At 47.5% G+C, this 13682-nt stretch carries 6 protein-coding genes and 3 rRNA genes; 1 reads left to right on the top strand and 8 read right to left on the bottom strand.

All coding sequences use genetic code 11. From position 1 onward, the window contains the following. Nucleotides 1-216 precede the first annotated feature (216 nt). The 6 genes from MKY95_RS00430 to MKY95_RS00405 all read right to left on the bottom strand — a co-directional run bounded on the left by MKY95_RS00430 (nt 217) and on the right by MKY95_RS00405 (nt 9814). A complete protein-coding gene (locus MKY95_RS00430) occupies nt 217-1605 on the bottom strand; it encodes a D-alanyl-D-alanine carboxypeptidase family protein (RefSeq protein ID WP_076320316.1) in 1389 nt (462 codons plus the stop codon). A 416-nt stretch (nt 1606-2021) separates the two neighbouring features. Then, on the bottom strand, nt 2022-3479 hold the full coding sequence (gene guaB, locus MKY95_RS00425; protein ID WP_036607306.1) for an IMP dehydrogenase: 1458 nt from the start codon (nt 3477-3479) through the stop codon (nt 2022-2024). Between the two features lie 367 nt (nt 3480-3846). After that, nucleotides 3847-3963 (bottom strand): 5S ribosomal RNA (gene rrf, locus MKY95_RS00420). Between the two features lie 75 nt (nt 3964-4038). Beyond that, nucleotides 4039-6964, bottom strand: a 23S ribosomal RNA gene (locus tag MKY95_RS00415). A 307-nt stretch (nt 6965-7271) separates the two neighbouring features. Beyond that, nucleotides 7272-8824, bottom strand: a 16S ribosomal RNA gene (locus MKY95_RS00410). Together the 16S, 23S and 5S rRNA genes form the textbook arrangement of a ribosomal RNA operon. A gap of 438 nt (nt 8825-9262) precedes the next feature. Continuing rightward, nucleotides 9263-9814: a hypothetical protein gene (locus tag MKY95_RS00405; RefSeq protein ID WP_036668435.1), complete on the bottom strand. Its 552-nt coding sequence runs from the start codon at nt 9812-9814 to the stop codon at nt 9263-9265. Between the two features lie 87 nt (nt 9815-9901). Here MKY95_RS00405 and MKY95_RS00400 point away from each other — a divergent pair, with 87 nt between their 5' ends. Next, nucleotides 9902-10492, top strand: a complete 591-nt coding sequence (locus MKY95_RS00400) for a TetR/AcrR family transcriptional regulator (protein WP_036668480.1) — start codon at nt 9902-9904, stop codon at nt 10490-10492. Nucleotides 10493-10578: 86 nt separating this feature from the next. Here MKY95_RS00400 and MKY95_RS00395 read toward each other — a convergent pair whose 3' ends face one another. Then, nucleotides 10579-11916: a TrkH family potassium uptake protein gene (locus MKY95_RS00395; protein ID WP_076320270.1), complete on the bottom strand. Its 1338-nt coding sequence runs from the start codon at nt 11914-11916 to the stop codon at nt 10579-10581. A gap of 204 nt (nt 11917-12120) precedes the next feature. After that, entirely contained in the window at nt 12121-13632 is a 1512-nt protein-coding gene (gene lysS / locus MKY95_RS00390) for a lysine--tRNA ligase (protein WP_339196341.1), read from the bottom strand. Nucleotides 13633-13682 lie beyond the last annotated feature (50 nt).

The following is a 13682-nucleotide window of genomic DNA, read 5'->3' as shown; positions in this document are numbered from 1 at the left end:
CGCTCATTCCCCTTCTCTTACCAGCCACGATCTTGCATACGGTAAACGAACATTGTACTTTTTCACTTCATCATACGTGAATTCTAACTTGATATTTTACCGGAAAAATTGTAAATATACAATCCATCCGGTCGGAATAACTTGTATTTTGTCAATGATATGACCATGTAAACATTAAAATCATGATCATACTCTCTCCATGAAGTTCGCTAAGGCTTAGAACAGGTTTTTGATTCCGTCAAAAAGATCCACAAAGAAATCCTTCACAGCACGGAAGAACAAACGGAACCATCCGCCTTTTTCAGCCTCTTCAGCAGTGATCAAGTTCACTGTTTTTTCCTGTGGCTCAATTCCATCTGCTTTATACGTGTACGTTACCGTACCAACCTTCGTACCTGCCTTGAGTGGTGCTACCAACTTGTCAGCCTCAGTTACGTTGGCTTTGAACGTCACATTCAGGTTCTGAGTACCTTTGGGAACAACGAAACTTACCGCATTATCTGTTACAACAGGAACGGTTGTTTCTTTCCCTTTTTTCAAAGGTACCGCTTCCCAGCCCGTCACTTTGGTCTTGCCTGCAACAGCCTGTTTCACTTCAAAGTTGTTAAATCCATAGTCCAATACCTTTTTAGTTTCTCTGAAACGTGCGGATTCCGAATCTGTGCCCATAACAACACTAATTAGACGCATACCGTTACGTTCTGCTGTACCTGTAAAGTTATTACCTGCGTTCGTGGTATGGCCTGTTTTCATTCCATCCAGACCTTCATAGGCATAGCTTTTGAAATTGGTTATATTTTTATTCGCTTCCAGCATCCAGTTGTAATTGATAATTGGAGCTTTATCATTGGGACGGAACTTGTAGGATTGAATCGTTGTAAATTCTGTGTAGTCCGGGTGATCCATAATGATGTATCGGCATAGAATTGCAGCATCCAGAGCGGACATCACTGTTTCCTTGTCTTCAGCTGGGCGGAAATCAGCAGGCATATCTGCTCGATCCAGACCCGAAGAGTTGATGAAGAATGTATCCTTCATGCCCATACGCTTCGCTTCATCATTCATCATTTTCACGAAAGCTTCTTCGGAACCGGCAACATACTCAGCTAAAGCAACCGTAGCATCATTGGCAGAGCCAACAGCCATAGCAATATAGAGATCCTTAACTGTGTGCTCGTCACCTTCTGCCAGGAAAATACGTGATCCGACACTTTGTGCAGCATTCTTTTTAACAGGTACAATATCGTCCCAGCCAAATTTACCTTGTTTGACCTGTTCTGCGACAATGTACTCTGTCATCATCTTGGTCATACTTGCAGGTGGCATCGCTTTATCCGCATCGACATTTAGTAGAATCTGTCCCGTTGAGGCTTCCATTAGCACCGCTGATCTAACCTCAAGCCCAAGTGAGTCTACCCCAGGAACCTGTACGGCTTTCTCCGTCTTTGTTGTTGTTGCCGCAGCAGTCAGAACCTGACCGGAGTTATCCGCAGCAGCCATGACCGGCATTACTGCAGACATGCAAAGCATGTTAATTAGCATTACAGAGGCTACGCTCTTTTTGAGCATTTGGCGTTTCTTTTTATTCATGTGTTTGGCTTTCAATGATGAATACTCCCTTCGATCCAAAGCATTATTAATTGCTTCAGTGCAGCTTATGCTGCGATTTTCTTGTTCCCTAACCTGCGTGTTTGATGTATGAGATGTGTGCTATATGCGCTGTATCGAACGAGCAATATTATTGCTCCTAAAGTTCGTTATCGATTGTCACTTAGTCCGCATTTTGCAAATGCTTATGTAAAAGGACGTCCGCGCTTCTGTTTACCTGGCAGCCTTTTCTGGCACTGCATTTGCTTTTCAAAACCATATTCATAGATTCACGTCAAAAAGCCGCCGCAACGCCTTAATCCATCCATGGATCGTCACCGCTTGTTCTATTCTATCACAGGGGTATCTGCAAAAAAAGACAGACCCGGTGAAAATCACCGAGCCTGTCCTGGAAATGATTAACTCTCTTCAGATTACAACGAGTAGTTAGGTGCTTCTTTGGTAATCTGTACATCATGGGGATGACTTTCGCGCAGTCCCGCACCTGTAATTCGGATAAAGCCTGTATCGTTACGAAGTTGCTCCAAGTTACTTGTACCACAGTATCCCATACCCGAACGCAGACCACCAATCAGTTGGTGGATCGTATCAGACAATGGTCCTTTGTAAGCGACACGACCTTCGATTCCTTCCGGAACCAGTTTCTTGTCATCATCTTGGAAGTAACGATCTTTACTACCTTGTTTCATTGCAGCCATTGAACCCATACCGCGGTATACTTTGTAGCTACGTCCTTGGAAGATTTCAGTTTCTCCCGGGCTTTCTGCTGTGCCGGCAAACAAACTTCCAAGCATCACCGCGTGTGCGCCTGCAGCCAGTGCCTTCGTAATTTCACCAGAATATTTAATTCCGCCATCCGCGATAATCGGAACTCCATATTCACGTGCCACCGTTGCACAATCGTACACTGCAGTTACTTGAGGTACACCAATACCAGCAATAACACGTGTTGTACAAATCGAACCTGGACCAATACCCACTTTGACTACCGAAGCCCCTGCTTCGATCAGGTCACGAGTGGCAGCGCCAGTAGCGACGTTACCTGCAACGATGGTCAGGCTAGGGAAACGTTCACGAAGCTGACGTACAGCTTCAATGATATTGATGTGGTGTCCGTGAGCCGAGTCTACCGTAATCAGGTCGACACCAGCTTGTACCAAAGCATCAGCACGTTCAAATGTATCTTTGGAAATACCAATCGCTGCACCAACCAACAAACGTCCTTGAGCATCTTTGGCTGCATGAGGGAATTGAATAGCTTTCTCAATATCTTTAATCGTGATAAGACCTTTCAACGTGTTTGTCTCATCAACTAATGGGAGTTTCTCAATCTTGTGCTTCTGAAGGATACCTTCAGCTTCTTGCAGTGTAGTGCCAACAGGAGCGGTAACCAGATTCTCATGAGTCATGACTTCGCTAATTTTGATGCCGTAATCATGAATAAAACGCAAATCGCGGTTGGTCAAAATACCAACCAGCTTCTGATCTCCTTCAATAATAGGTACACCGGAGATCCGATATTTCGCCATTACTGCTTCCGCATCAGATACCAGATGATCTGCCGTCAGTGAGAACGGGTTTGTAATAACACCACTCTCCGAACGCTTAACACGATCTACTTCTTCTGCCTGTTGTTCAACCGACATATTTTTATGGATAATACCGATACCGCCTTCACGTGCAATGGCAATAGCCAATGTCGCTTCAGTTACTGTATCCATACCCGCACTGATCAAAGGAATATTTAGCTTTACAGTATCACTCAAACGAATAGATACATCTACTTCTTTAGGCAGTGTCTCGGATTTCCGTGGCACTAGCAATACATCATCAAAGGTGAGGCCTTCCTTACCAAATTTATCTTCCCACACGCAAGTGTTCCTCCTTATGTTTGCTCAGCTTTACGGTCCAAAACCCGAAGATTCCAGGCTGTATTTTACGCCGAAAATACGTTTTCTGAAAAATTTATTATTGCCATCTTAGCAAAGCGATATTTAGACTGTCAAGGAAAAGTACTTGGTTATATCAGGTGTATTGCCTGATGAACACAACTGTTTTTCCAGAGCGGACAAGTCTAGTTATTACGCAAAAAAACGTCAATTCGTATCGAATAACGTTACCTGTATACATCCTATTGTGCTGAGAAATCACCAAATTCAATCTGTATTTTAATCCCATACTGCATAATAAAACTATATAATAAAAACCACCACCGAATAACATCGGCAGTGGTTCTTTGCTTGGCGGCGTCCTACTCTCCCAGGACCCTGCGGTCCAAGTACCATCGGCGCTAGAGGGCTTAACGGTCGTGTTCGGGATGGGTACGTGTGGAACCCCTCCGCCATCGCCACCAAACGCGTAGCTTACATTTCAGAGATCGTTCTCTGAAAACTAGATTCGAAACGAAACATGCGAATTACAACTTGCTAATTGGATAAGCCCTCGACCGATTAGTACTGGTCAGCTCCATGCATTGCTGCACTTCCACCCCCAGCCTATCTACCTCGTCGTCTTCAAGGGGTCTTACATACTGGGAAATCTCATCTTGAGGGGGGCTTCACGCTTAGATGCTTTCAGCGTTTATCCCGTCCGTACATAGCTACCCAGCGGTGCTCCTGGCGGAACAACTGGTACACCAGCGGTACGTCCATCCCGGTCCTCTCGTACTAAGGACAGCTCCTCTCAAATTTCCTACGCCCACGACAGATAGGGACCGAACTGTCTCACGACGTTCTGAACCCAGCTCGCGTACCGCTTTAATGGGCGAACAGCCCAACCCTTGGGACCTACTTCAGCCCCAGGATGCGATGAGCCGACATCGAGGTGCCAAACCTCCCCGTCGATGTGGACTCTTGGGGGAGATAAGCCTGTTATCCCCAGGGTAGCTTTTATCCGTTGAGCGATGGCCCTTCCATGCGGTACCACCGGATCACTAAGCCCGACTTTCGTCCCTGCTCGACTTGTAGGTCTCGCAGTCAAGCTCCCTTATGCCTTTGCACTCTTCGAATGATTTCCAACCATTCTGAGGGAACCTTTGGGCGCCTCCGTTACTCTTTAGGAGGCGACCGCCCCAGTCAAACTGCCCACCTGACACTGTCCCCGCACCGGATTACGGTACCAGGTTAGAACCTAGATACGATCAGGGTGGTATCCCAACGTTGCCTCCACGCAAGCTGGCGCTCACGTTTCAAAGGCTCCCACCTATCCTGTACAGATCGTACCCAAATTCAATATCAAGCTGCAGTAAAGCTCCATGGGGTCTTTCCGTCTTGTCGCGGGTAACCTGCATCTTCACAGGTATTAAAATTTCACCGGATCTCTCGTTGAGACAGCGCCCAAGTCGTTACGCCATTCGTGCGGGTCAGAATTTACCTGACAAGGAATTTCGCTACCTTAGGACCGTTATAGTTACGGCCGCCGTTTACTGGGGCTTCGGTTCACAGCTTCGGATTGCTCCTAACCACTCCCCTTAACCTTCCAGCACCGGGCAGGCGTCAGCCCGTATACTTCGCCTTACGGCTTCGCACAGACCTGTGTTTTTGCTAAACAGTCGCTTGGGCCTTTTCACTGCGGCCCCCTCGTGCTATTCACACTACCGGGGCACCCCTTCTCCCGAAGTTACGGGGTCATTTTGCCGAGTTCCTTAACGAGAGTTCTTCCGCGCGCCTTAGAATACTCTTCTCGCCTACCTGTGTCGGTTTGCGGTACGGGCACCATCACCTGGCTAGAGGCTTTTCTTGGCAGTGTGAGATCATGACCTTCGCTACTATAATTTTCGCTCCCCATCACAGCTCAGCCTTACAATGTGCGGATTTGCCTACACATCAGCCTTACTGCTTAGACGGACATCCATCAGTCCGCGTCACTACCCTACTGCGTCCCCCCATTGCTCATAACGGCTTACGGTGGTACAGGAATTTCGACCTGTTGTCCTTCGACTACGCCTTTCGGCCTCGCCTTAGGTCCCGACTTACCCTGAGCGGACGAGCCTTCCTCAGGAACCCTTAGGCTTTCGGCGGATCAGATTCTCACTGATCTTTTCGTTACTCATACCGGCATTCTCACTTGTATAATGTCCAGCGCTCCTTACGGTACACCTTCAACCCTTATACAACGCTCCCCTACCCCTGATGCAAAGCATCAAGCCATAGCTTCGGTGGTGTGTTTAGCCCCGTTACATTTTCGGCGCAGAGTCACTCGACCAGTGAGCTATTACGCACTCTTTCAATGATGGCTGCTTCTAAGCCAACATCCTGGTTGTCTGTGCAACTCCACATCCTTTCCCACTTAACACACACTTGGGGACCTTAGCTGATGGTCTGGGCTGTTTCCCTTTTGACAATGGATCTTAGCACTCACTGTCTGACTCCCGGAAGTAAGTCTATGGCATTCGGAGTTTGACTGAGCTTGGTAACCCTTGCGGGCCCCGCACCCAATCAGTGCTCTACCTCCACGACTCTGTTTTCCGAGGCTAGCCCTAAAGCTATTTCGGGGAGAACCAGCTATCTCCGAGTTCGATTGGAATTTCTCCGCTACCCCCACCTCATCCCCGCATTTTTCAACATGCGTGGGTTCGGGCCTCCAGTGCGTGTTACCGCACCTTCACCCTGGACAGGGGTAGATCACCCGGTTTCGGGTCTACGTCCACGTACTCAGTCGCCCTATTCAGACTCGCTTTCGCTGCGGCTCCGGCTCTTCACCTTAACCTTGCACGGGAACGTAACTCGCCGGTTCATTCTACAAAAGGCACGCCATCACCCCTAAAACGGGCTCTGACTTTTTGTAAGCACACGGTTTCAGGTTCTATTTCACTCCCCTTCCGGGGTGCTTTTCACCTTTCCCTCACGGTACTGCTTCACTATCGGTCGCTAGGAAGTATTTAGCCTTGGCAGATGGTCCTGCCGGATTCATACGGGGTTTCACGTGCCCCGCACTACTCGGGATCCGTCTCGGAGGGAACAGACTTTCAACTACAGGGCTTTTACCTTCTTTGGCGGGCCTTTCCAGACCTCTTCGCTTAACCGGTTCCTTTGTAACTCCATGTGAGACGTCCCACAACCCCAAAGAGCAAGCTCTCTGGTTTGGGCTTCTCCGCGTTCGCTCGCCGCTACTGACGGAATCACTATTGTTTTCTCTTCCTCAGGGTACTTAGATGTTTCAGTTCCCCTGGTATGCCTCTGCATAACCTATGTATTCAGTTATGAGTAACTGGAAATTACCCCAGCTGGGTTTCCCCATTCGGACACCCCCGGATCAAAGCTTGCTTACAGCTCCCCGAGGCAGTTTCGTTGTTCGCCACGTCCTTCATCGGCTCCTAGCGCCTAGGCATCCTCCGTGTGCTCTTAGTAGCTTAACCTCGTGCTCCGGTTTCGACTGCTCGCTTCCCTTGTTTTGCTTGCGCAAAGCCAAAAGTCGCTCCCATTCGATACCATCGTACGTGCAATCTACCGTTTTTATTGAAACTTGTTTAACACAAGTTCAGCTAAAAAGGAATGTTCTAATTCGCGTTTGTTTCGTTTCGATATCTAGTTTTCAAAGAACAAGCTCCATGCAAAAGCAAGCTGTTTTGAGAGTTTGAGCTCTCAAAACCGAACAACGAGTGAGTGTTTTGCAGCTAAGCTGCATATTTGAATGTTTCCGTTGCAGGAAACGATTCTCCATAGAAAGGAGGTGATCCAGCCGCACCTTCCGATACGGCTACCTTGTTACGACTTCACCCCAATCATCTATCCCACCTTCGGCGGCTGGCTCCTTGCGGTTACCCCACCGACTTCGGGTGTTATAAACTCTCGTGGTGTGACGGGCGGTGTGTACAAGACCCGGGAACGTATTCACCGCGGCATGCTGATCCGCGATTACTAGCAATTCCGACTTCATGCAGGCGAGTTGCAGCCTGCAATCCGAACTGAGACCGGCTTTGTTGGGATTGGCTCCATCTCGCGATTTCGCAGCCCGTTGTACCGGCCATTGTAGTACGTGTGTAGCCCAGGTCATAAGGGGCATGATGATTTGACGTCATCCCCACCTTCCTCCGGTTTGTCACCGGCAGTCTATCTAGAGTGCCCACCCGAAGTGCTGGCAACTAAATATAAGGGTTGCGCTCGTTGCGGGACTTAACCCAACATCTCACGACACGAGCTGACGACAACCATGCACCACCTGTCTTGAATGTTCCGAAGAAAAGGTACATCTCTGCACCGGTCATTCAGATGTCAAGACCTGGTAAGGTTCTTCGCGTTGCTTCGAATTAAACCACATACTCCACTGCTTGTGCGGGTCCCCGTCAATTCCTTTGAGTTTCAGTCTTGCGACCGTACTCCCCAGGCGGAGTGCTTAATGTGTTAACTTCGGCACCAAGGGTATCGAAACCCCTAACACCTAGCACTCATCGTTTACGGCGTGGACTACCAGGGTATCTAATCCTGTTTGCTCCCCACGCTTTCGCGCCTCAGCGTCAGTTACAGCCCAGAGAGTCGCCTTCGCCACTGGTGTTCCTCCACATATCTACGCATTTCACCGCTACACGTGGAATTCCACTCTCCTCTTCTGCACTCAAGTCACCCAGTTTCCAGTGCGATCCGGGGTTGAGCCCCGGGATTAAACACCAGACTTAAATGACCGCCTGCGCGCGCTTTACGCCCAATAATTCCGGACAACGCTTGCCCCCTACGTATTACCGCGGCTGCTGGCACGTAGTTAGCCGGGGCTTTCTTCTCAGGTACCGTCACCTTGAGAGCAGTTACTCTCCCAAGCGTTCTTCCCTGGCAACAGAGCTTTACGATCCGAAAACCTTCATCACTCACGCGGCATTGCTCCGTCAGGCTTTCGCCCATTGCGGAAGATTCCCTACTGCTGCCTCCCGTAGGAGTCTGGGCCGTGTCTCAGTCCCAGTGTGGCCGATCACCCTCTCAGGTCGGCTACGCATCGTCGCCTTGGTGAGCCGTTACCTCACCAACTAGCTAATGCGCCGCAGGCCCATCCCCAAGTGACAGATTGCTCCGTCTTTCCAGTTCTCTTCAGGCGAAGAAAACAATTATTCGGTATTAGCTACCGTTTCCGGTAGTTGTCCCAAACTTGAGGGCAGGTTGCCTACGTGTTACTCACCCGTCCGCCGCTAACCATCAGAGAAGCAAGCTTCTCTTCAAGTCCGCTCGACTTGCATGTATTAGGCATGCCGCCAGCGTTCGTCCTGAGCCAGGATCAAACTCTCCAATAAAGTATTGAAAAGAGCGATAAGCTCATTTTGAATCTGACGAGATTAAAAATCTCATTTGTACTCCAGTCGATTCAAGCCAAGGCTTGTCTCGAACTTTCGCGTTCATTCTGCAAGCAGAATGTTTACTCACTCGTTGTTCAGTTTTCAAAGATCAAACTTATTTTGTTACCGAATGTCTTTCTCTTCAGCAACTTTTATATCTTATCACATCCGAACCAACTTTGCAAGCTCTTTTTTTAAGTTTCTTTCGAAGCTTATTTCATTTGCTTGCCGCACCGTGTAAACCGTGTTTTCTTGGCCGGAATTAGAATATACCATGTACAGATATTGAATGCAAGTCTTTTTTTGAAACTATATTAACAATCGGATTGATCTAATACGGACGTACATATGGTATTCTCCCAACTTAGCAAGTTCATACGCACGTCCATTTTCACTTTAACGTTTAACATTCCTAGCAGGAACCTTTCTTGGCCATAAACTGTAACTAAAACTTATCAGAAAATCGATACCGAGTATCAATCCCCACACTCTGATCAAATTATTGAAGACAGCTGTACGTTCAGCATCTCCAATCCACCATATCATGGCCAATAAAAAAGCACTTCCTATAGCCCAAGCCAATAGATGTCTAAACCATCCACTACGCTCACGACTCGCATGTTCTCTACCATATAACTTGTTACTACGAGGGTTTTCTCCACCTTTGAACCAATATAGGAAATATCGATCCGCCCAAGCGATCATCTGGTGACCATAGGCAATGCTTACTCCTATATACACCGCAGCTATACCATGAATCATACTTGCTGTAGCTCCTCGCTGTAGATCCATAACTGTAGCTACCAGCAATACCAGATCGATAACCGGCGTCGCCATTAACAAACCGATGCCTATTCGCTTCATGCCAAGGAGATACCTGACACTCAGACCTGCGAACACAAACACCCAAAAGGCAATCTCACAACCTATAATGAAATAACCAATCATTTCAGCCTCTCCTTTTTTTGATACAAATGTATTAAATATAATTTAGCACGTGTGTACTATAATAATCAACAGTGATATAATATGCCTATGCCTAAACTTGTTGATCACGATAAACAGCGCGTGCTCGTGGCCGAGGCAGCTTGGCGTATTATACGAAGAGATGGCATGGAACAGGCCTCTGTTCGGAATATTGCTGAAGAAGCTGGAGTTTCGGTTGGTTCGATGCGTCACTACTTTTCTACTCAATCGGAACTACTACGATATGCCATGAATTTGGTATCTGAACGGGTGTCTCGTCGAGTCCAAAAAATGTCCTTTACCGGCTCTCCCATGGACAATATGAAATGCCTATTGCTCGAATTCTTACCAAACACGGAAGAAAAACTGGCCGAAATGGAGGTGTGGTACGCTTTTACAGCCAGAGCGAATACCGATCCTACACTCAAAGAACTTGCTAATACCGTATATGATGAACTCAGACAAGCTGTAGGTTCTGTTATCAACTACCTGATAAAGCACGACCTCTCCAGACCCGATCTGGACAAAGAACTGGAGATCGAGAGATTGTATGCACTGGTAGATGGCTTAGGCATACATACCGTGCTTAGACCGGATCAGATGAATGCCAAGCTCATGGACGATGTTCTCACTTTGCATCTTGCTTCCTTGTGCCGTTAAACCAAAAAAAACCGCAGCACATTCGTTGTGACTAAGGCCCGTTACGATAACAGGAGTTAGTTCTGAATGTCTGACGGTTTTTCTTTTTATCCGATAATGATCCGGCCTTCCGGATGACGATACAGTTTCTTCTCTTTGCGCGGACGAAGGGCATACGCGATGGTTAATGGCCCAATCCGACCTACAAACATGGTAAAGGTAATAATAATTTTTCCCCAATTGGTCAACTCATCAGTCACTCCCACAGAAAGACCCACGGTACCGATTGCGGACGCAGCTTCAAACATCAGTGAAAGGAATGGCGCATCCTCTGTCGTAAGCAGAAGCATCACCACGATCATGAATATGATCAGAGAAACCATAATAATGGTCAACGCCCTCATCAGCAGTTCTTTCGGAACACGCTGGCGGAAAAACACAATATCCTTATTTCCCCGAATCATGGCATACACTGCACCAATCATGATCAGGAATGTAGTCGTCTTGATTCCGCCCCCGGTCGATCCTGGGGAAGCCCCGATAAACATCAGCAGAATGAAGAAGAATTGGGTAGCCTGCCTCATCTCCGTGATATCGATTGTGCTCGTTCCCGACGAACGTGTAGAGACAGACTGGAAGAAGGATGCATAGATCTTCTCGCTCCATGTGAGTGAAGCCAGTGTATGTCCATTGGTGAATTCGAAAACAAACAACACAATCGCTCCTATACCGATCAGCGCTCCGGATACAGACAGCACCAGTTTGGACTGAAGAGACAAACGGCGGCGTTTGCGATACTCAAACAGGTCATTCAATACAACAAAACCCAGTCCACCAGAGACAACGAGCACAGAAGCGGTCACATTGAATATCCAATCTCCAGTGTAGTATTGGAAGCTGTTACCAAATAGATCGAATCCGCCGTTATTAAACAATGAAACAGAATGAAATATTCCATAGTAAACAGCCTGACCCAATGGCATCTCCGTTGCCCAGCGCAGCGCTAGTATGACAGCCGCCACCCCTTCAATGGTAAAGGAAAAAATCAACACCTTGCGAATAATGCGTACTATCCCTTCCATACTGTCTGCATTAATGGCTTCTTTAAGTAATAACCTGTCCTTGAGTGAGATTCGCTTGCCCAATACAAGGGCAAAGAGAGTAGCCATGGTCATGAATCCGAGTCCACCAAGCTGCATTAATACCATAATGACGAACTGACCAAACAAATTAAACGTTGTCCCTACATCCACAACGACAAGTCCAGTTACACATGCGGCAGAGGTTGATGTAAAGAGCGCGTCAATAAACGCCAAATGCATACCGCTTTGGTTGGAGATTGGCAACATGAGAAGCACCGTTCCAATCGCAATGATAAGCAGAAAACCACCGACCAGAATTAACGGAGGAGATAAGAATTTGGCAAAGTGAAGCCTGAACTTCATGAAGGGCACCTCTTTTAACAAAAATACGAACAGGTTAATCTAACAATTTCAAGACGCGGTGTTACCCTTATGGTGTGCTGTGAGCAAGGGCCTTCTGACAAACTTTATTTTTAGCGTCTATGTAAACCTAAAGAGGAACTTGCCCCAGCATGATACTGAACGGCAGGTTCCTCTTCTATTATGAACGTATCCTACGTTCCTTATTTAATCTTGCGTACGAGGACGCATGTGCGGGAAGAGCAGTACGTCACGAATCGACGGGGAGTTGGTAAGCAGCATGATCAGACGATCAACCCCGATTCCCAATCCGCCTGTTGGTGGCATACCATATTCGAGCGCACGGATGAAGTCGTCATCCATCTCATGAGCTTCGTCGTTCCCATGTTCTTTCTCCAGCATCTGTGCTTCAAAGCGCTGACGCTGATCGATTGGATCATTCAGCTCTGTGAAGGCATTGGCATGCTCGCGTCCAACGATGAACAATTCGAAGCGATCCGTGAAACGCGGATCTACATCATTTTTCTTCGCTAGTGGTGAGATTTCAAGAGGATGTCCCATAATGAATGTCGGTTGAATCAACGTCTCTTCTACAAATTCTTCAAAGAACGCGTTCAGAATATGACCAAATGTCATATGTTTTTCAACCGGAACCTTATGTTCCTTCGCCAAGTTGTGTGCTTCCTCATCCGTCATGTGTACGGAGAAGTCTACGCCTACAACTTCCTTAACTGCATCCACCATCGTAACACGGCGCCACTGTGGCGTAAGATCTACTTCATAATCTCCATACTGGATCACTTGCGTACCCAGTACTTCCTGTGCAATATGAGCAACCAGGTTCTCCGTCAATTGCATAATATCCTTGTAGTCGGCATATGCCTCATACAATTCAATCATGGTGAACTCCGGATTGTGACGTGTGGACATACCTTCATTCCGATATACACGGCCGATCTCATATACCTTCTCCAGCCCGCCAACAATCAGACGTTTCAGGTGAAGTTCAATCGCAATCCGCATGTACAGTTCCATATCCAGCGCATTGTGATGTGTGATGAACGGACGTGCTGCCGCTCCTCCTGCGATGGTATGCAACGTAGGTGTTTCCACTTCCAGATATCCAAGGGAATCCAGGTAACGACGCATCGATTGAATGATTTTGGAACGTGCGATAAAGGTCTGTTGTACGTCCGGGCTCATAATCAGGTCAACATAACGCTGGCGATAACGCAGCTCTACGTCAGTGAGACCATGGAATTTATCCGGAAGCGGATAGAGCGATTTGGACAGCACTTCAATATCTTTCACTTTGACAGAAGTTTCACCTGTTTTGGTCTTAAAGATCACACCTGTTATTCCAACGATATCGCCAAGGTCCAGCAAGCTAAATGCCGCATACTTGTCTTCAGGCACGCTATCCTGACGAACATAGATCTGGATTCTGCCGCTCAGGTCCTGAATATGTGCGAAGCTTGCTTTACCCATTCCCCGCTTCGCCATAATCCGTCCGGCAATACTGACTTCGATGTGCTTCTCTTCCAGCTCTTCCTTGGTCAGTTCTTCATACTTCTTCAGAATGGAGCCGGCTTCTTCGGTACGTACGTATTTTTGGCCAAAAGGGTCGATTCCCAATTTGCGGAGCTCGTCCAATTTGTCACGGCGAATTTGTAAAAGCTCGCTAAGTTCGGTTTCCTGATTCAAGACTTCATCCGTCATGATCTGTATTCATCTCCTTATTTACATTGCAGGCATCGCGAGAGGTCGTT

The organism is Paenibacillus sp. FSL P4-0176, from assembly GCF_037975265.1.
Lineage (GTDB): Bacteria > Bacillota > Bacilli > Paenibacillales > Paenibacillaceae > Paenibacillus > Paenibacillus amylolyticus.
Note: the sequence above shows the minus strand (reverse complement) of the source record. Positions and strands in the feature narration are given on the sequence as shown.